The sequence below is a fragment of the Janthinobacterium aestuarii genome (genome assembly GCF_051380835.1).
GTDB classification, from domain to species: domain Bacteria; phylum Pseudomonadota; class Gammaproteobacteria; order Burkholderiales; family Burkholderiaceae_D; genus Janthinobacterium; species Janthinobacterium aestuarii.
In genome coordinates this window covers 230821-249694 of record NZ_JBNYXU010000010.1, presented here as the reverse complement: position 1 = coordinate 249694, position 18874 = coordinate 230821, and the positions used below count along the sequence as shown (strand labels likewise).

Sequence of the window (18874 nt, the reverse complement as noted above, 5' to 3'; positions counted from 1 at the left end):
GAACATGCAAAAACTGCTGAGTGTGCTGGCGCTGGGCGCCGCCTTTGCTTCCGGCAATGTTCAGGCCTGGGGCAACGATGGCCACCGGGCCGTGGGCGCCATCGCCGATCAATTGCTCAAGGGTAGCGCAGCACAGGTGCAAGTGGCCAAATTGCTGCTGCCTGGCGAAAGCCTGGAAAAGATTGCCAACTGGCCCGATTGCGTGAAGGGCACGTATTGCGGTCCGCAATCGCCGGAAATGCTGACGTATGTGGCGGCCAACCCCAAGCATGGCGAATACCACTACACGAACGTGCCTTTCCAGAACGCGCACTACCACGACCATGGCGTGGGCACGGCCGATGACGATATCGTGCAAACCTTGAAGCAGGCGATCCTGGTGTTGCAAGGCAAGGCTGATGCGGCCAGCAATCCGCACGGCTTCAGCCAGCGTGTAGCCCTGATCCTGATCACGCATCTGGTGGGCGATATCCACCAGCCTTTGCATGTGGGTAATGCATTTGTTGGCAAAGATGGCCAGTTTTTCGTGCCCGCCACGCAGGCGCAGATCGACGACGTCACCATTTTCAATGCGCGCGGCGGCAACGACTTGCTGCTCGACGATGCGAAGATGACGGCGCTGTCCGATGCCGTGATTCCCGCGTCGCTGCCGGCCGAGGATGGCGCGGCCAAGCCGGCAAGCAGCTATCCGAAGTCGCCCACCAAGCCCCTGCATTCGTATTGGGATACGACCGTGGTCGATTACGCCATGCGCCGCCTGAGCACGCGCACGCCGCAGCAGTTCGCGCGCACCGTGATCGCCAGCGCGCCACAAGTGAGCAGCAACACCGGCGACCCCGCCACCTGGCCGTATCAATGGGCCGATGCTTCGCTGGCGGCGTCGAAGGTTGCTTTCACGGACGTGGTGGCCGGTCCGGCCACGCAGCAAACGAACCGCAAGGGCGAGGTCTACAACGTCTGGAACTTGAACGTGCCGGACAATTATCCCGTGCCCAGTTCGGCACTGGCGAAGCAGCAGCTGATCGAGGGCGGCTATCACTTGGCGGCCGTGCTGCAGGCGATTTGGCCGCAGTAAAGACGTCATTCGAAAGCGGCCTGCGGGCCGCTTTTTTTACGCCAGGATTACGTTGATGCCCATCTCGCGGTAGGGGGCGACCAGGGCGTCATCCACGTCGCGGTGCACGATGATATCGTTGACCTGGCTCAAGGGGGCAATTTGAAACGGCGAAGCCGTGTTGAACTTTTCCGGAGATGCCAGCACGACGGTGCGGGCAGACGCGTCGCTCAGGGCACGCTTCACGCACGCTTCCTCATAATCCCCGGTGGTGATGCCCGCTTGCGGATGCAGGCTGGACACGCCCATGAAGTACAGGTCGGCGCGGATGCGGCCGATGGCTTCCACTGTGGCCGCGCCGACGCCGACGATCGAGTGCTTGTACAGGCGTCCGCCCAGCATCAGCACTTCGATGCCAGGATGATTCACCAGTTCGACGGCAACCGACGGACTGTGCGTGACGATGGTGGCGCGCAAGTCGCGCGGCAGCTGGCGTGCCAGTTGCACGGCGGTCGTGCCGCCATCGAGAAACACCACTTGTCCCGTTTGTATCATGGCGCCCGCCGCGCGGCCAATGGCGGGCTTGGATTCCGGTGAAATCCGTTCGCGGGCCGCAAACGGCGCCAGCGCGGGCGAACTTGGCAGCAAGGGCAGGGCGCCGCCGTGCACGCGCTCCAATAACCCTTCTTTCGCCAGTTCGCGCAGGTCGCGCCGTATCGTGTCTTCCGACAAGCCCAGGCTATCGCTGACGGCCTTGGCGACGATCTGGCCTTCGCGCTGGAGCAAGTCCAGCAGGTATTGTTTACGTTGATGTGTGAGCATGATTTTTCTTGTATTTTCTTGATATTGCACGAGTTTGCATGATAAAGTCGACAAAGGCAAGCATATACAAGCACAAGGAGACACTATGCACGAAGAAAATAGCAAGCAGGAACGGGTCCGCATCCAGCAGGTGCAGACCCTGTCGCACGACTGGTATCTGCTGCAGAAGACCACGTTCGACTATCTGCGCCGCGATGGCCGGTGGCAGACGCAGACGCGGGAAACCTATGACCGCGGCGATGGCGCCACCATCCTGCTCTACAACAAGATCAAGCGCACGGTGATCCTGATCCGCCAGTTCCGTTTTCCCACCTACCGCGAAGGCCACGATGGTTTCCTGATCGAATCGGCGGCCGGCTTGCTGGAAGAGGCCAGCGCGGAGCAGCGCATCCGCGCCGAGGTGGAAGAGGAAACCGGTTATGCGGTGGGCGAGGTGCACAAGGTCTTCGAGGCTTTCATGAGTCCCGGCTCCGTGACGGAGCGCCTGCATTTCTTTATCGCCGAATACGACCCGGCCAGCCGCATCGGCGACGGCGGCGGCCTGGCGCACGAAGGCGAGGATATCGAAGTGCTGGAACTGGCCCTGGCGCAGGCCCTGCAGATGGTGGCCGATGGCCGCATTTGCGACGGCAAGACCATCATGCTGCTGCAGCATGCGCAGCTGCACTTGATGCCGCGCAAACAGGGCATGCAGATACTCGTTGCCGGCCCCTACCGTTCCGGCACGGGCGACAAACCCGCCCGGATGGCGGCCAATGTGGCGGCCATGGAAGCCGTCTGCCTGCCGCTGTACGCCAAGGGCCACATGCCCGTGCTCGGTGAATGGCTGGCCTTGCCCATGCTGGCGCTGGCCGGTTCCACCCAGGTGGGTGACGCCGTGTATGAGGAACTGTTCCACGCGCATGCGACGCGCTTGCTCAGCCATTGCGATGCCGTGCTGCGCCTCGGCGGGGCGTCCCAGGGCGCCGACCAGATGGTGGCGGTGGCGCGCAGCTTGGGTCTGACCGTGTTTTTCTCGCTGGACGAGATTGCACAGGCGTAAAAAAAGCGAAGCCTGCGGGCTTCGCTTTTTTGATGACGTCACAGTTTCTTATCGGGACTTCACAAAGGGGATACCGATAGCCTTCGGCGCGATGGATTTCGCCATCAAGCCCGCCAGCACGATTACGGTGACGACGTACGGCACCATCTGGATCAGCGAACCGGGGATGCGGCCCACGACGGGTAAATCGACGCCTTCAATCTGGATCTGGATGGCGGCGAAGAAGCCGAACATCAAACAGCCGAGGAAGGTGTAGACGGGACGCCAGTTGCCGAACACCATGGCCGTCAGGGCCAGGTAGCCGGCGCCGGCCGACATGTCGCGCAGGAAGAAGCCGCTTTGCACGATGGCCAGGTAGGCGCCCGAGAACGAACACAGGATGCCGGCCACCAGCATAGCCAGGTAGCGCGTCGCTTCCACACTCACGCCGGCCGAGTCGGCAGCATGCGGGTTTTCGCCGCAGGCGCGCAGGCGCAGGCCGAAGCGCGTGTGGTACAGCAGCCAGTGCACGAGCGGGATCAGCAGGAAGGCCACGTAGACGAGGATGGAATGGCCGCCGATCAAGTGGGCATACACCCAGCCGATGAAGGGAATGTGCTCCACGTACTGCGTGCCCGGCAAGACGACGTCGAACAGACGCGCCGAACCGAGGTCGGGCGTGCGGCCGCCTTGCTGGAAGAAGAATTGCGCCAGCACGAACGTCAGTCCGCTCATGGCGATGTTGATCGCCATGCCGGCCACCAGCTGGTTGCCCTTTTGCGTGATGCTGACGTAGGCCTGCAGCAGGGCCAAGGCGACGCAGACGAGCATGCCGGCAGCCATGCCGTAATACGGGTTTTGCGTCGTGTAGGCCACAGCGGCGGAAGCGAAGGCGCTGGCCAGGATCTTGCCTTCCAGGCCGATGTCGATCATGCCGCTGCGTTCGGCAAACAGGCCGGCCATGGCGGCAAAGATCAGGACGGGCGCATTGCGCACGGTCGATACCAGGATGCTGGCGAATTGAAAGTCGTCGAGTGTCATGGGGTGTTAGCCTTTGGTGCGCTTGAGCAGGGCGGAAATGGCCGGTGCGTAGAAGTTTTCCATGGCGCCGCAGAACAGGATGATCAAGCCCTGGATGAAAATGAAAGTTTCGGTCGGGATATTCGGTTTTTCCAGCGACAAGTCGAAGCCACCCTGGATCAGCGCGCCGAACAGCACGGCCGACAGGAAGATGCCGACCGGATGCTGGCGGCCCATCAGGGCGATGGCGATGCCGATGAAACCGGCGCCGCCAACGAAGTTCAGCGACAGATAATGCGTCGAACCCATGATGGAATTGACGGAACCGAGGCCCGCCAGCGCGCCGGAGATCAGCATGACGATGATGATCATCTTGCTGATCGACACGCCCGCATAGTGGGCCGCATGCTTGTTCAAGCCCGTGGCGCGCAACTTGAAGCCCCACGACGAGCGCCACACCATCACGCCGTAAATCACCAGCGCGGCGATCGCCAAAAGAAAACTGATGTTCAGCGGCGTGTCGCCCAAGGATGGGAACCAGGTGGAGAGGCGCGGCATTTCGCCGCTTTCCGCAAACACGCGGCTGGCCGTGTTCTGCTCGCCCGGCGGAATCAGATACTTTACGATAATGAAGTTCATCAGGCTGGCGGCGATGAAGTTGAACATGATGGTGGTCACCACGATGTGGCTGCCGCGCTTGGCTTGCAGGTAGCCTGGCAGGAAACCCCACAGCGCGCCGAACAGGGCCGCACCGATCATGGCCGCCGGTATCAATAGCCAGGCGGGCAGGGTCTGGTCGAAGGCCAGCATGGCGACAGTAAGGCCCAGGCCGCCGATATACATCTGGCCTTCGGAACCGATATTGAACAAGCCGGCCTGCATCGCCACGGACACGGACAGGCCCGTGAAAATGAAGGTGCTGGCGTAGAACAGGGTGTAGCTCAAGCCTTCCGGATTGAGGATGGCGCTGTGGACGAGGATGGACAGCGATTCGGCCGGGTCTTCGCCCAGCATATAAATCACCAGGGCTGCGACCAGCAAGGCCGACAGCAGGTTTAACATGGGCATGACAAAGGCTGTCGCCCAGCGTGGCAAGTCGTTATTCATGATTTATGCATTCCCCCCATCAACAGACCGATGCGGGTGGTATCGAATTCTTCAATTTTCAGTTCGCCGGTGATGCGTCCGCCGCACATGACGAGGATGCGGTCGGCCAGCGCCCGCACTTCTTCCAGTTCGACGGACACCAGCAGGATCGCCACGCCCGCGTCGCGCAGGGCCAGCAATTGCGTATGGATGCTTTCGATGGTGCCGATATCGACGCCGCGCGTGGGCTGGCCCACCAGCATCAGTTTCGGCTTGGCCAGCACTTCGCGCGCGATCACCACTTTTTGCTGGTTACCGCCCGATAGCAAGCCGATGCGCAGGTCCGGATTGGCCGGACGCACGTCGAAAGTCTTCAGCAGTTCCGCGCAGCGGGCGCCGATGGACTTGAAGTTGAACAAGCCCCAGCGGTTTTTCAGGTGCTCCTGGTAACCGAGGATGGTGTTTTGCATGACGGAGAAATTCTTTACCACGCCGTCGCGCAAGCGGTCTTCCGGAATGTGGGCGATGCCCAGGTCGCGGAAGGCCAGCGGCAAGCCGTCGGCATCGTGGCGCTTGCCAAACGGCAAATCCTTGCCGAGAAAACGCAGCTTGCCCGACGTGGGCAAACGCATGCCGGATAAAATTTCCAGCAGCTCGCTCTGGCCATTGCCCGACACGCCCGCGATGGCGACGATTTCGCCGGCGCGCAAGTTGAAACCTATGTCGGCCAGCAATTTGACTTGTTGCTCGTCGGCCAATTGCAAACCGTCCACTTCCAGCACCGTCGCGCCCGGATTGTACGGTGCACGGGGCAAGTGGCTCTGGATGGGGCGGCCGACCATCATGTTGGCCAGTTCCTCTTTCGAGGTGCCGGTGGTCGCCACGGCGCCCACCACCGTGCCGCCGCGCATGACGGTGACGTTGTCGGTGATTTCCAGGATCTCTTGCAGCTTGTGCGTGATCAGGATGATGGTCTTGCCCTGCTCCTTGAACAGGCGCAGGATTTCAAACAGCGAGGCCGTTTCCTGGGCCGTCAGCACGGCCGTCGGCTCATCGAGAATCAGGATATTGGCGCTGCGGTAAATCTGCTTGAGGATTTCCACGCGCTGCTGCGCGCCGACGGACAAGTCCTCGATCTTCGCCAGCGGGTCGACGTCGAGGCGGTAGCGCGCGCAAATCTCGCGCAATTTCGCTTCCGCTTCCGTGCGGTGGCTGGCCAGGCGAAAACCGCCTTCCGTGCCCAGCATGATATTGTCGAGGACGGTGAAGTTCTCGACCAGCATGAAGTGCTGGTGCACCATGCCGATGCCGAGGTTGATCGCTTCCTGGCTGTTGCGGATAGGCTGTACTTTCCCGTCTAGCAGGATTTCTCCGCCGTCGGCACGGTAATACCCGTACAGGATGCTCATCAAGGTCGATTTGCCGGCGCCATTTTCCCCCACCAGGCCATGGATACTGCCCTTGGCGATGGAGAAGCTGACGTCGGCGTTCGCCTTCACATGTCCAAAATGCTTGGAAATGCTGCGAAATTCTACTGCTGGCTGCATAGGTTCATAACTGGATAGTTTCATGGAAACGCGCCGCGCGGAGACTGGCCCCGGCGGCGCGCTAAAAGATACGGAGAAAAATTAAACCGGGCAGCTGCTGCCGACGCGGTAATCGATCACTTTGATCTTGCCATCGATAATGTCCTTACGCGCACCCAACACGCGCTTTTCGATTTCCGGCGTAATCAGCTTGCGGTTGTTTGCGTCGAGCGCCCAATCCACGCCGCCTTCTTTCAAGCCTTTATAGCTGACGCCGCCCTTCCAGGTGCCGTTCTTGACTTGCATGAAGCTGTCGTAGACCGTATTGTCGACGCGCTTGACCATCGAGGTCAGGATGCTGCCTGGATACAGATGGTTCTGGTTCGAATCGACGCCGATGGCCAGCTTGCCTTTTTCCTTGGCCATTTGCAGGGTACCCATGCCGCTGCCGCCAGCGACGGCGAAGACGACGTCGACGCCGCGCTCGAATTGCGAGCGGGCCAGCTCGCCACCCTTGGCCGGATCATTCCAGGCGCCGGACGTGGTGCCGACCATGTTTTGCGTGATTTCCATCTTCGTATTGACGGCCTTCGCGCCTTGCGCGTAGCCGCAGGCGAAGTTGCGGATCAATGGAATATCGATGCCGCCGATGAAGCCGACTTTCTTGCTCTTGCTGGCCATGGCTGCCGCCACGCCCACCAGGTAGGAGCCTTCTTCTTCCTTGAAGACGACGGAATTGACGTTGCTGCCGGCGGCCTGGCCATCGATCAGCACGAATTTTACGTTCGGAAATTCCTTGGCGACCTTTTGCACGGCTTGCGTTTGCGCAAAGCCGATGGCGGCGATCATGTCGAGTTTCTTGCGGGCCAGGCCACGCATGACTTGCTCGGCTTGCGTATCGCTCGATGCCTGCACTTCGATGAAGGAAATGCCCGTGTCTTTTTTGAAGCGCGATGCGCCTTCGAAAGCGGATTGGTTGAACGACTTGTCGAACTTGCCGCCCGCGTCATACACGACACCCAGTTTTGGGGTAGCCGCGGACGCTTGAGCAGTCAGAAATACGGCTGCGATCGTCAAACTAAATTGTGTAAGTTTCATGAATTGGCTCCTGGAAGATCGATATTGTATATTTTTTATAGGTGAAACATATAATTTGGGGCCGATTTAGCCTGTTTTTGATGCACGAGGTGATAATTCCTTATCAACATTGCACTGTATTGCACAAGATCGTTGCTGACCTCGTCCGCTTTCATGTCGTCAGTGTGATGCTCATGCAACAGTCGCGCCCCGTCTCTTTTATAGGTACAACATCGAATGGGGCTGCCGGAGCGGGCTGGGATGCGCCGTCAGTGGACGGGCAGGGCAAGCACGTAACCGGCGCCGCGATGGGCGTCCGAATCACTATGCATCATGCCAGATATGTATGACAAATACGTTTTTGTTTGTGTATTTATATGTGGAGCATATAAATAGTGGTGCCGCCCCAGATCAGGCGGTCGGGGGATTGATAATATTCAGGAAGGCCCGCACGACGGGAGCGTCGTCCAGCGTGGTGTAGCTGATGTACAGATTCGCCGAGGGCGGATTGGTCTTGATCGGAAGAAACACGACGCCGGGCCAGCCGATGCGGCTTGTCGTTTCCGGTACCAGGGTCACGCCCAGGCCCGCGCCCACCATGGCCAGCAGGGTTTGCGGTTCGCTCGCTTCCTGGAAAATCACGGGTTCGAAACCGGCATTGATGCAGCATTGCACCAGGTAGCGGGGAAACGCGGATTTGTCGAGGTTCAGGGTCAGCATCGGCTCTTCGGCGATGTCGATCAGTTCGATGGACGTGTTTTTCGCCAGCGGATGGTGTTCATTGACGGCCACGCAGACGTTTTCGCGGAAGCACAGTTCCTGGCGCAGATTATCGTGACGCAAGTCGTCGTCGTTGAGCTTGGGTTCGCGCCAGAAGCCCACGTCGATCTGCTTGGCGCGCAAGGCTTCATATTGCACCGTAGGGCCGAATTCATGGATGGTCCAGGTGACGCGGGGGAATTTGGTCTGGAATTCTTCCAGCAGGCTGGGGATAGGGCCCCACATGGCCGAGCCGACGATGCCCACGCGCAAGCGGCCTACTTCGCCGCGGTCGATCTGGCGGATCGTGTCGATGGTCATGCGCATCTTGGCCAGCAGGTCGGCTGCTTCGTTCATCAGCGCCTTGCCCGCCACGGTCAGCTCGAAGGTGCGCGTGGTGCGTGCAAACAGGCGCACGCCGAGTTCGCTTTCCAGTTTCATGATCTGCTGGCTCAGGGGCGGCTGCGAGATATGCAGGCGCTCGGCGGCGCGGCTGAAGCTTTTCTCCTCGGCGACGGCAAGAAAATACTTTAACTGTTTCAGATCGATGGACATGCTTTCCTTGGCGTTGCGTGTTGCTAGGCGATGGAACGGCGCGCGGACCCGTGAAGGTACGCGCGCTTTCTTTACAGCAGTCCTATTATCGTGCCACGACTGCCTGCATGGCAATGGCCAGCGCCGTTCCGACTTGTGCATTGTGTTTGACGAGGGCGATATTCGTCGCCAGGCTGCGGCCGTCCGTCAGTTGCTTGATGCGCGACAACAGGAATGGCGTGACCTGCTTGCCTTTTACGCCGCCTGCATCCGCTTCCTGTAGCGCTTGCGCAGTGATGGCATCGATCTCTTCCTTGGGCATCGCTTGCGCGGCCGGCACGGGGTTGCTGACGACCACGCCGCCTGTCAAGCCCAGCTGCCACTTGGTGCCGATGAACGCGGCTTGTTCTGCAGCCGTATCGAGGCGGAAATCAGCCTTGAAGCCGCTTTCGCGCGTAAAGAAGGCAGGAAAACCTTCCTGGCCCACGCTGATGACGGGCACGCCGTGCGTTTCCAGGTATTCCAGGGTCAGGCCGATGTCGAGGATGGATTTGACGCCCGCGCAGACGACGGCGACTGAAGTTTGCGCCAGTTCCTGCAAGTCGGCGGAAATGTCGAAGCTCGTTTCCGCGCCGCGGTGCACGCCGCCGATGCCGCCCGTGACGAACACGGAAATTCCTGCCAGTTCCGCGCAGATCATGGTGGCGGCCACCGTGGTAGCACCCAGCTTGCCTTGCGACAGCACGAACGGCAAGTCGCGGCGGCTGACTTTCATGGCGTCGGGCGAGGTGCCCAGCAATTCCAATTGTTCGGGCGACAGGCCCACACAGATCTTGCCGCCGATGATGGCGATGGTGGCCGGCACGGCGCCGCCGTCACGGATGATCTGTTCCACTTCGCGTGCCATTTCCACGTTTTGCGGATACGGCATGCCGTGCGAAATAATGGTCGATTCCAGCGCCACGATGGCCTTGCCGGCGGCGCGCGCGTCGAGCACTTCTTGCGAGAACAAGAGGAAATTCTGTAATTGGGTCATGTCAGTCCTGTTGAAAGAGGGTAGGGGGAGGCGGCGCCAGGTCGGCGTCGTCAATGTTGTCGAGCGCGCCGGCGGAAATCTGGGGCGAGACGGTGGCGGCCGATTCCAGGGTCATGGCGGCCAGCTTCAGGCCGCGCCGGCATGCCAGTTTCAAATCGCTGCTGTCGTGGTATAGCGACCAGCAGACGGCGGCGGAAAACGCGTCGCCGGCGCCTGTCACGTCGACAGCGTCCACTTCGCGCGCGGCCAGGTGGACGATAGGCGCGTCCAGGCTGTCGCCATCCGTGAAATACACGCCTTCGCTACCGCAGGTGACGATCACCTGGCGCGCGCCCTGGCGCTGCACTTCGCGGCAGGCGGCGCGCAGGTCGGCTGCCGTGGGCAGGGCCCGCGCCACGCGCGTTTCCAGTTCGCCACGGTTGAGTATCAGCAAATGCAAGCCCGACAGGTCTTGCGGCAGGTGCGCCATCTTCGGCTGCGAGACGGCGACGATGACGAGCGGCGTCGCATGGGCCGCGTCCTGGCGGGCATCGGCCAGCAGTGCCTGCACGCTGTCGTGGCCCAGGTTCAAGTCGCAGACGGTGAGGGCGGCGGCGGCGCGTTGCGGCTGGCGGCTATGCAAAAAGGCCGGGGTCAGCTGTTCGTATAGTTGCATGTTGGCCATCGCCAGCAGCATTTCGCCATGTTCGTCGAGCACGGCCGTGTAAGTGCCGCTGCTGGTGTTGCTTAAATGCAAGCTGCCGCGCATGTCGATGCCCGCGTCTTCCGCGTGCGTCTGCAGGGCGTGGCCGGCCGCATCGTCGCCCAGCGCGGTCAACAGGGCGACGGGGATCGACAAGCGGGCCAGGTTTTCCGCGATGTTGCGGCCCACGCCGCCAAATACTTCTTCCGAGCGCACGGGATTCGAGGTGCCCATCTGCAAGGTGGCCAGCGTGCGCATCTTGCGGTCGAGGTTGGCGGCACCGATGCACAGCACGGGGCGGCTGTCGGGCAGCACGTAGGCGCGTCCCAGCAGGCGGCGCTCGCGTATCAATCCGGCGATGTGGCCGGCGACGGCCGAGCGCGACAAGCCCAGCTCGCTCGCCAGGTCTTGCTGCGAGATGAAGGGGTTGTTGCGGATCAGCGTGTACAGCTGGTCTTTTTTATTGGTATCGGTCACAGGGTTTTCGCTGAGGTGTAAACATTTGTCTGGAACTTTAAACATTTGTCTTGTCAGTGTCAAGCTCGTGTCAAGTGTGCATGAAAAACCTTCGTATGGAGCTTGTATGCATGCATATTCCGGGGATGGCGGGCTGGGGCTTGCCTCGACTATAATGTCGGCCATTTATATTTGAATTATATAAATGGGCAAGAAAAATGGTATTTGCCATACATATTCCGTTTGATGCATAGTGGCGGCAAATAGAGGCAATACGCATTTCGATATACCTGTAACACCATACATACCCGATACCTGGGCCGCAGCTTCTTGCACTGCCGCGCAGGCAGCAACCCATCACCATTAGTCAATCAGAGGATAACCATGTCGAACAACACCCCATTCCACGCCGCCGAAATCATCCGTGCCCGCGCTCCTGAAAATTTCAAGCCGCGCGTGGCGATGATCCTCGGCTCCGGCCTGGGTGTGTTGGCCGAGCAGATGACGGACGCCGTCAGCATCAGCTTTGACGAATTGCCAGGTTTCCCGATCAGCACCGTGCACGGCCATGCAGGTGAACTGGTGATCGGCACCCTGTCGGGCGTCGCCGTCGTCTGCATGAAGGGCCGTGGCCACTTCTATGAAGGCTATGGCATGGGCGTGATGACGAGCGCCATCCGTACCCTGAAACTGCTGGGCTGCGAAATGCTGTTCGTCACCAACGCCGCCGGTTCCCTGCGCCCCGAAGTGGACGCCGGCAGCCTGGTGGCCATCAGCGACCATATCAACCTGCTGCCAGGCACGCCGATGGTCGGCCCGAACGACGACCGCTTCGGCCCGCGCTTCTTCAGCATGGCCAACGCCTACGATGCGGACCTGCGCAATCTGGTCAAGGACACGGCCGCCTCGAACGGCATCACCCTGCACGAAGGCGTGTTCGTCGCCTACCCTGGCCCGAACTTCGAGACGGCCGCCGAAATCCGTATGATGGCCCGCCTGGGCGCCGACACGGTCGGCATGTCCGTGGTGCCGGAAGTGGTCTCGGCCCGTCATTGCGACCTGAAAGTGGTGGGCGTATCGGTGATTACCAACCTGGCCGAAGGCATGTCGCCATTCGCCCTGTCGCACGAACAGACCCTGAAATACGCGGCCATCGGCGCGAAAGACCTGGTCAAGCTGATCCTGGCCTTCCTGGCCAAAGTCGCTGAAAAACCGCAAGCCTAAGCACTTTTCTTGACGCAGTAGCGGCGCGCCACTTAGCGGCGCTGCCGCGCGGCAGGCCGGGAAAATCCGGCCTACACTGTTCGCATCATCTTCGCATCACTCCATAAAGCGAGCCTTATCATGTCACGCGCATTTATCCTCCTGCTTGATTCTTTCGGCCTTGGCGCGACGCCAGACGCCGCCAAGTATGGCGACGCAGGTGCCAATACCTTTGGCCACATTGCCAGCACTGTCGCCAAAAGCGGCAAGACCTTGAAACTCCCGAACATGGAACGCCTGGGCCTGGGCGCCGCGGCGCACCTGGCCAGCGGCGAATGGGCCACGGGCTTCGACCAGCGCGACGGTTTTACCGGTGCCTACGGCGCGGCGCGCGAGCGCTCCACCGGCAAGGACACGCAGAGCGGCCACTGGGAAATCGCCGGCGTGCCCGTCGAATTCGACTGGGGATATTTCCCCCGCACGACGCCGTCGTTCCCGGCCGACCTGACCGACAAGCTCAAGGCCATGTCCGGCGTGCCGGGCTTCCTCGGCGACTGCCATGCCTCGGGCACGGACATCATCAACAAGCATGGCGACGAGCACGTCGCCACCGGCAAGCTGATTATCTATACGTCGGGCGACTCGGTGATGCAGATCGCCGCGCACGAAGAATCGTTCGGCCTCGAGCGCCTGTACGAAGTGTGCGAAATGGCCTTCAAACTGGTCGAGCCGTACAACATCGGCCGCGTCATCGCCCGTCCGTTCACGGGCAGCAATGGCAACTACACGCGCACGTCCAACCGCCACGACTACGCCGTCGCACCACCCGCGCCGACCCTGCTCGATCACGTCAAGAATGCGGGCGGCGAAGTCGTCGGCCTGGGCAAGATCAGCGACATTTTCGCAACCCAGGGCATCTCCAGAGTCGTCAAGGGCGTCGACAACATGGCGCTGTTCGAAGCGCTGTTGAAGACGGCCGATGAAGTGCAGGACAAGTCGCTCACCTTCGTGAACTTCGTCGATTTCGACCAGGCGTTCGGCCACCGCCGCAACGTCGAGGGCTATGCCGACGCGCTGCGCGAAATGGATGCGCGCCTGCCGGAATTCATGGCCAAGCTCAAGGAAGGCGACCTGGTCGTGATCACCGCCGACCATGGCTGCGACCCGACCTGGCACGGCTCCGACCACACCCGCGAACACATACCGATGATCTTCTTCGGCCCCGGCGTCGCCCCGTGCGCACTGGGCATTTCCGAGACCTTCTCCGATATTGGCCAAACCCTCGCCAAGCACCTTGGCGTACCACCACTTGCTAATGGAACCAGCTTGTTATGACACTCATGCATCCCGAATTCAAGCGTAACGAGGCCGTTGGCCTCGACCTGGGCTGGATCAACCAGATCCGCGTCAACCGCGCCGCGACAGACCGCCGCGCGGCCAGCCTGGCAAACCGCCGTACCGTGAAAAAGGAATACCAGGCCGCCTGGCTGGTGAAAGCCATCCAGATGATCGACCTGACCACCCTGGGCGGCGACGATACGCCGGGCAGAGTCGAACGCCTGTGCATGAAGGCCATGCGCCCGCTGCGCGCCGATCTGATGGAGGCGCTGGGCCTGACCGAATTGAGCACCGGCGCCGTGTGCGTGTACCACGAGATGATCCAACCGGCCGTCAAGGTCATCCAGGGCCGCTTGCCCATCGCCGCCGTATCGACGGGTTTCCCGGCCGGCCTGACGAGCATGGAAACGAAGCTGCGCGAGATCGAGCTGTCGGTCGCCGCGGGCGCTTCCGAGATCGATATCGTCATCACGCGCCAGCACGTCCTGAACGGCAACTGGCAAGTGCTGTACGACGAAATGCTCGCTTACCGCAAGGCGTGCGGCGAAGCGCACGTGAAGGCGATTCTCGCCACGGGCGACTTGCTGACCATGGAAAACGTGGCCAAGGCGTCGTGGGTCTGCATGATGGCAGGCGCCGATTTCATCAAGACCTCCACCGGTAAAGAGGGCGTGAACGCCACTATTCCCGTGGCCCTGACGATGGTGCGCACGATCCGCGAATACCACGAGCAGACGGGCTTCCAGGTGGGCTTCAAGCCGGCCGGCGGCGTCAGCTCGGCCAAGAGCGCGCTGCAATACCTGACCCTGATGAAGGAAGAACTGGGCAACGAATGGCTGCAGCCGCACCTGTTCCGCATCGGCGCTTCCAGCCTGCTGACCGACATCGAGCGCCAGCTCGAGCACTACGTCACCGGCAGCTACTCGGCCAATCATCGTCACGCACAACCTTAAAGAACAATCGTCATGCCAACAATTAACGAGATTCTCAATACTATGGACTACGGCCCTGCTCCCGAAAGTCAAAAAGAAGCGCAGGCGTGGCTCGATGGTCACCAGCGCACATTCGGTTTATTCATCGACAATGCCTGGAGCGCGCCGGCGGAACTGTTCGCCTCGACCAATCCTGCCGACGGCACGCAGCTGGCCGAACTGACGCAAGCGACCGACGCCGACGTGGAACGCGCCGTGGAAGCGGCACGCCGCGCGCTGCCCGTATGGCAGGGCATGGGCGGCCACGGCCGCGCGAAAGTCATGTACGCGCTGGCCCGCTTGCTGCAAAAGCATTCGCGCCTGTTCGCCGTGCTGGAAACCCTGGACAACGGCAAGACCATCCGCGAAACGCGCGATATCGACCTGCCGCTGGCCGCGCGCCACTTCTATCATCACGCCGGCTGGGCGCAGCTGCAGTCGGAAGAATTCGCCGACTACCGCGCCGTGGGCGTGGTGGGCCAGATCGTGCCGTGGAATTTCCCCCTGCTGATGCTGTCGTGGAAAATCGCTCCAGCCCTGGCGGCCGGTAACACGGTCGTCTTCAAGCCGGCAGAATTCACGTCGCTGACCGCGATGCTGTTCGCCGAATTGTGCGTGCAGGCAGGCGTGCCGGCTGGCGTCGTCAACATCGTCACCGGCGACGGCCGCGTGGGTTCGGCCATCGTCAACCATCCTGGCGTGGACAAGATCGCGTTTACGGGTTCCACGGAAGTTGGCCGTTTGATTCGTGAAGCGACGGCCGGCAGCGGCAAGAAGCTGTCGCTGGAGCTGGGCGGCAAGTCGCCGTTCATCGTCTTCGAAGACGCGGACCTCGATGGCGCCGTGGAAGGCCTGGTCGATTCGATCTGGTTCAACCAGGGACAAGTGTGCTGCGCCGGTTCGCGCCTGCTGGTGCAGGAATCGGTCCAGGAACGCTTCCTGAACAAGGTACGCGCCCGCATGGAAAACCTGCGCCTCGGCTCGCCCCTGGACAAATCGATGGATGTGGGCGCGCTGGTCGACCCCGTGCAGCGCCAGCGCATCGCCGCGCTGGTCGATTCGGCCCGCGCCGAAGGCTGCGACGTGTGGCAACCGGCATGCGAACTGCCGGCTGACGGTTCGTGGTTCCCGCCGACCCTGATCACGGGCGCGTCGACCTCGGCCGCCGTGGCACAGGCTGAAATTTTCGGCCCCGTGCTGGTGGCGATGAGCTTCCGCACGCCGCCTGAAGCGGTGCAACTGGCGAACAACACGGTGTACGGCCTGGCCGCCAGCGTGTGGACGGAGTCGATCAGCCTGGCCCTCGACATCGCTCCCGCCATCAAGGCTGGCGTGGTGTGGATCAACAGCGCGAACCAGTTCGACGCGGCGTGCGGCTTCGGCGGCTACCGCGAATCGGGCTTCGGTCGTGAAGGCGGCCGCGAAGGCATGCTGGAATACATGACGGCCCTGGCCGAAGATGCGCGTCCGGCCCTGCCGGTGGTGGAAGCGAAAGCCAAGGGCAATGTAAAGCCGGCGCCAGCCGATCCGTTTGCCATCGACCGCACGGCCAAGATGTACATCGGCGGCAAGCAGGCGCGTCCTGACAGCGCCTACAGCGCACCCGTATTTGGCGCGAACGGCGCCCTGCTGGCCGAAGTGGGCGTGGGCAGCCGCAAGGACATCCGCAACGCCGTCGAAGCGGCCCATAAAGCGTCCGGCTGGACCAGCGCCACGGCGCACAACCGCGCGCAAGTGCTGTACTACATCGCCGAAAACCTGGCAGCGCGCGCCGACGAATTCGCCGCCCGCATCGCCGCCATGACGGGCAATAAAAACCCCGAGAAGGAAGTGCAGGCATCGATCGAACGCCTGTTCTACTACGCCGCCTGGGCCGACAAGTACGACGGCCTGGCGCACCAGCCGCCAACGAAAGGCATCACCGTGGCGCTGAACGAAGCGGTTGGCGTGATCGGCATCGTCTGCCCGAACGAAGCGCCTTTGCTCGGCTTCATCTCGCTGGTGGCTCCAGCCATTGCGCTGGGCAACCGCGTGGTGGTGGTGCCGTCGGAAGCGCATCCGCTCTCCGCGCTGGACCTGTACCAGGTCTTCGACACGTCCGACCTGCCTGGCGGCGTCGTCAACATCATCAGCGGCAACGCCGATGAACTGGCGCGCACCCTGGCCACGCACGCCGACATCGACGCCGTCTGGCGCCATGACGGTTCCGCCGAAGGCTGTGCGGAAGTCGAGCGCCTGTCGGCCGGCACCCTGAAGCGCACCTGGGTCGGCGGCGCCAAGGGCCGCGACTGGTATAGCGCCGCTCAAAGCGGCGGCCGTGCCGTGCTGGCGCATGCGTCGCAAGTGAAAAACGTGTGGATTCCTTACGGCGTCTGATAGGCAACTAGCGTTGCAAAGCTGGGGTCAGAACCGTAGGGACTGACCCCAAATTTATTATGATCGGAGTTAATCCATGTTTTTAACCCAGGAAATCATTCGCAAGAAGCGCGACAAGGGCGTATTGAGCGCCGAGGAAATCCAGTTTTTCGTGCGTGGCATCACTGACGGCAGCGTCAGCGAAGGCCAGATCGCGGCGCTGGGCATGGCTGTCTATTTCAACGACATGAACATGGACGAGCGCGTGGCGTTCACCCTGGCGATGCGCGATTCCGGCCAGGTGCTGGACTGGCGTTCGCTGAACCTGCCTGGTCCCATCGTCGACAAGCATTCGACGGGCGGCGTGGGCGACGTCGTCTCCCTGCTGCTGGGTCCCATGGTTGCCGCATGCGGCGGCTACGTGCCGATGATCTCGGGCCGCGGCCTGGGCCACACGGGCGGCACCCTCGACAAGTTCGACGCCATTCCAGGCTATTGCACGGTGCCGGACAATGAACTGTTCCGCAAGGTGGTGCAGGAGATCGGCGTGGCCATCATCGGCCAGACGGCGCAGCTGGCGCCGGCCGACAAGCGTTTCTACAGTATCCGCGACGTCACCGCCACGGTGGAATCGGTGGCCATGATCACCGGCTCCATCCTGTCGAAGAAACTGTCGGCCGGCCTGGACGCGCTGGTGATGGACGTGAAAGTGGGTTCGGGCGCCTTCATGCCGACCTACGACAAGTCGGTGGAACTGGCCGAGAGCATCGTCGCCGTCGGCAATGGCGCGGGCATGCAGACGTCGGCCATTCTGACGGACATGAACGAGTCGCTGGCGCCGTACGCGGGCAATGCGCTGGAAGTGCGGGGCGCCATGGATTACCTGACGGGCCGTTCGCGTCCCGCGCGCCTGCATGAAGTCACGCTGGCGCTGTGCGCCGAGATGCTGGTGCTGGGCGGCCTAGCCGCCACCGAAGAAGAAGCGCGCATCAAATTGATGGCGGCCCTCGATTCGGGCGAGGCGGCCGAGCGCTTTGCGCGCATGGTGTCGGCCCTGGGCGGCCCGGCCGATCTGGTCGAACATCCGGACAAGCACCTGGAACAGGCGCCGTTCATCGTGCCGGCCCCGGCGCTGTCGGCCGGCTTTGCCAACGTGCGCGATTGCCGCGCCATCGGCCTGGCCGTCGTGGCCCTCGGTGGTGGCCGCCGCCGTCCGACGGACAGCATCGATTTCGCCGTCGGCCTGACGGACCTCGTGGGCCTGGGCGAGCCAGTGTCCGTGGGCCAGCCGCTGGCCATGGTGCACGCGCGCACGGCAGCGGCGGCGCAGCAAGCCGTCAGGGAAATCCAGGAAGCGTATGACATCAGCGCGGTGGCGTCGACGGCCAATCCCGTGATTTATCGTACCATTCGTCCGTAAAGTAAATCTGGGGTCAGACCTCCGTCTGCGATGGCGCTGAGCTATGCGTTGGCGGTGTTGAGGGACTGACCCCGGCCTGAATGATTTCAAAGGTATGACAGAAAAAATGAACAACCAAGAACTGATCGCCGAAGCCAATGCCGGCCGTGAACTGGCCTATGCGCCATACTCGCGTTTCAAGGTGGGCGCGGCGCTGCTGTGCAAGGATGGCCGCGTTTTCCGTGGCTGTAACGTGGAAAACGCCGCCTATGGCCTGTGCAATTGCGCCGAGCGCACGGCGTTTTTCAGCGCCATCGCGCATGGCTGCAAGCCGGGCGACTTCGCCAAACTGGCCGTCACGGGCGACACGGCTGAACCGATCTCGCCATGCGGCGCCTGCCGCCAGGTGATCTTCGAGATGGGCGGCGCCGACTTGCCGGTGATCCTGACGAACCTGAAAAACGATGTCATGGAAGTGACGGCCGGCTGGCTGCTGCCGCACGGCTTCGGCAATTCCGACCTGGACATGAAGTAA

General features: G+C 61.9%; 15 protein-coding genes and 1 pseudogene. 8 read left to right on the top strand and 8 right to left on the bottom strand.

Features of this window, described 5'->3' with window-relative positions; translation table 11 throughout:
• Window positions 1-4 precede the first annotated feature (4 nt).
• Window positions 5-1075: a S1/P1 nuclease gene (locus tag ACQ4WO_RS23915; protein WP_436483510.1), complete on the top strand. Its 1071-nt coding sequence runs from the start codon at window positions 5-7 to the stop codon at window positions 1073-1075.
• A 36-nt stretch (window positions 1076-1111) separates the two neighbouring features.
• Here the strand turns inward: ACQ4WO_RS23915 and ACQ4WO_RS23910 are convergent, their stop codons facing one another.
• On the bottom strand, window positions 1112-1876 hold the full coding sequence (locus ACQ4WO_RS23910) for a DeoR/GlpR family DNA-binding transcription regulator (RefSeq protein ID WP_436483509.1): 765 nt from the start codon (window positions 1874-1876) through the stop codon (window positions 1112-1114).
• A gap of 85 nt (window positions 1877-1961) precedes the next feature.
• Between ACQ4WO_RS23910 and ACQ4WO_RS23905 the strand changes: the two are divergent.
• Window positions 1962-2546: pseudogene (locus ACQ4WO_RS23905) on the top strand (ADP-ribose pyrophosphatase); the annotation flags it as partial.
• Between the two features lie 420 nt (window positions 2547-2966).
• Here the strand turns inward: ACQ4WO_RS23905 and ACQ4WO_RS23900 are convergent.
• From ACQ4WO_RS23900 to ACQ4WO_RS23870, 7 genes are all read right to left on the bottom strand, one after another.
• Window positions 2967-3938 carry an ABC transporter permease gene (locus tag ACQ4WO_RS23900; protein ID WP_034754516.1) on the bottom strand — a complete coding sequence of 324 codons (972 nt, stop codon included), beginning with the start codon at window positions 3936-3938 and terminating at the stop codon, window positions 2967-2969.
• Between the two features lie 6 nt (window positions 3939-3944).
• Window positions 3945-5024, bottom strand: coding sequence for an ABC transporter permease (locus ACQ4WO_RS23895; RefSeq protein WP_046685488.1), 1080 nt, complete (start codon window positions 5022-5024; stop codon window positions 3945-3947).
• Window positions 5021-6550 (bottom strand): ABC transporter ATP-binding protein, encoded by a 1530-nt coding sequence (locus tag ACQ4WO_RS23890; protein WP_436483508.1) that lies wholly within the window; start codon window positions 6548-6550, stop codon window positions 5021-5023. Before ACQ4WO_RS23890 ends, ACQ4WO_RS23895 begins: the two co-directional genes overlap by 4 nt.
• An 81-nt stretch (window positions 6551-6631) precedes the next feature.
• The gene (locus ACQ4WO_RS23885) at window positions 6632-7627 is read right to left on the bottom strand and encodes a BMP family lipoprotein (protein ID WP_436483507.1); all 996 of its coding nucleotides are present in this window, start codon (window positions 7625-7627) and stop codon (window positions 6632-6634) included.
• A gap of 390 nt (window positions 7628-8017) precedes the next feature.
• The gene (locus ACQ4WO_RS23880; protein WP_436483506.1) at window positions 8018-8920 is read right to left on the bottom strand and encodes a LysR family transcriptional regulator; all 903 of its coding nucleotides are present in this window, start codon (window positions 8918-8920) and stop codon (window positions 8018-8020) included.
• Window positions 8921-9005: 85 nt separating this feature from the next.
• Window positions 9006-9935: a pseudouridine-5'-phosphate glycosidase gene (locus ACQ4WO_RS23875; RefSeq protein WP_436483505.1), complete on the bottom strand. Its 930-nt coding sequence runs from the start codon at window positions 9933-9935 to the stop codon at window positions 9006-9008.
• A gap of 1 nt (window position 9936) precedes the next feature.
• On the bottom strand, window positions 9937-11094 hold the full coding sequence (locus ACQ4WO_RS23870) for a carbohydrate kinase family protein (RefSeq protein ID WP_436483504.1): 1158 nt from the start codon (window positions 11092-11094) through the stop codon (window positions 9937-9939).
• 363 nt (window positions 11095-11457) lie between these two features.
• On the opposite strand from ACQ4WO_RS23870, the gene xapA reads away from it, so the two are divergent.
• The 6 genes from xapA (at window position 11458) to ACQ4WO_RS23840 (ending at window position 18874) form a co-directional block, all read left to right on the top strand.
• A complete protein-coding gene (xapA, locus tag ACQ4WO_RS23865) occupies window positions 11458-12297 on the top strand; it encodes a xanthosine phosphorylase (RefSeq protein WP_436483503.1) in 840 nt (279 codons plus the stop codon).
• 120 nt (window positions 12298-12417) lie between these two features.
• Window positions 12418-13611: a phosphopentomutase gene (locus tag ACQ4WO_RS23860; protein WP_436483502.1), complete on the top strand. Its 1194-nt coding sequence runs from the start codon at window positions 12418-12420 to the stop codon at window positions 13609-13611.
• Entirely contained in the window at window positions 13608-14567 is a 960-nt protein-coding gene (gene deoC / locus ACQ4WO_RS23855) for a deoxyribose-phosphate aldolase (RefSeq protein WP_099665370.1), read from the top strand. The genes ACQ4WO_RS23860 and deoC overlap by 4 nt, the downstream gene beginning before the upstream one ends.
• Window positions 14568-14579: 12 nt before the next feature.
• On the top strand, window positions 14580-16961 hold the full coding sequence (locus ACQ4WO_RS23850; RefSeq protein ID WP_436483501.1) for an aldehyde dehydrogenase family protein: 2382 nt from the start codon (window positions 14580-14582) through the stop codon (window positions 16959-16961).
• A gap of 76 nt (window positions 16962-17037) precedes the next feature.
• Window positions 17038-18360, top strand: coding sequence for a thymidine phosphorylase (deoA, locus tag ACQ4WO_RS23845; RefSeq protein WP_436483500.1), 1323 nt, complete (start codon window positions 17038-17040; stop codon window positions 18358-18360).
• A 106-nt stretch (window positions 18361-18466) separates the two neighbouring features.
• On the top strand, window positions 18467-18874 hold the full coding sequence (locus ACQ4WO_RS23840) for a cytidine deaminase (RefSeq protein ID WP_034754695.1): 408 nt from the start codon (window positions 18467-18469) through the stop codon (window positions 18872-18874).

Excerpts from the sequence above, each read along its gene's own strand:
- ACQ4WO_RS23915 (WP_436483510.1), top strand. The coding sequence starts at position 5 with ATGCAAAAACTGCTGAGTGTGCTGGCGCTGGGCGCCGCCTTTGCTTCC.
- ACQ4WO_RS23860 (WP_436483502.1), top strand. The coding sequence starts at position 12,418 with ATGTCACGCGCATTTATCCTCCTGCTTGATTCTTTCGGCCTTGGCGCG.
- ACQ4WO_RS23885 (WP_436483507.1), bottom strand. The coding sequence starts at position 7,627 with ATGAAACTTACACAATTTAGTTTGACGATCGCAGCCGTATTTCTGACT.
- deoC (WP_099665370.1), top strand. The coding sequence starts at position 13,608 with ATGACACTCATGCATCCCGAATTCAAGCGTAACGAGGCCGTTGGCCTC.
- deoA (WP_436483500.1), top strand. The coding sequence starts at position 17,038 with ATGTTTTTAACCCAGGAAATCATTCGCAAGAAGCGCGACAAGGGCGTA.
- ACQ4WO_RS23895 (WP_046685488.1), bottom strand. The coding sequence starts at position 5,024 with ATGAATAACGACTTGCCACGCTGGGCGACAGCCTTTGTCATGCCCATG.
- xapA (WP_436483503.1), top strand. The coding sequence starts at position 11,458 with ATGTCGAACAACACCCCATTCCACGCCGCCGAAATCATCCGTGCCCGC.
- ACQ4WO_RS23850 (WP_436483501.1), top strand. The coding sequence starts at position 14,580 with ATGCCAACAATTAACGAGATTCTCAATACTATGGACTACGGCCCTGCT.
- ACQ4WO_RS23875 (WP_436483505.1), bottom strand. The coding sequence starts at position 9,935 with ATGACCCAATTACAGAATTTCCTCTTGTTCTCGCAAGAAGTGCTCGAC.
- ACQ4WO_RS23890 (WP_436483508.1), bottom strand. The coding sequence starts at position 6,550 with ATGCAGCCAGCAGTAGAATTTCGCAGCATTTCCAAGCATTTTGGACAT.
- ACQ4WO_RS23910 (WP_436483509.1), bottom strand. The coding sequence starts at position 1,876 with ATGCTCACACATCAACGTAAACAATACCTGCTGGACTTGCTCCAGCGC.
- ACQ4WO_RS23880 (WP_436483506.1), bottom strand. The coding sequence starts at position 8,920 with ATGTCCATCGATCTGAAACAGTTAAAGTATTTTCTTGCCGTCGCCGAG.
- ACQ4WO_RS23900 (WP_034754516.1), bottom strand. The coding sequence starts at position 3,938 with ATGACACTCGACGACTTTCAATTCGCCAGCATCCTGGTATCGACCGTG.
- ACQ4WO_RS23840 (WP_034754695.1), top strand. The coding sequence starts at position 18,467 with ATGAACAACCAAGAACTGATCGCCGAAGCCAATGCCGGCCGTGAACTG.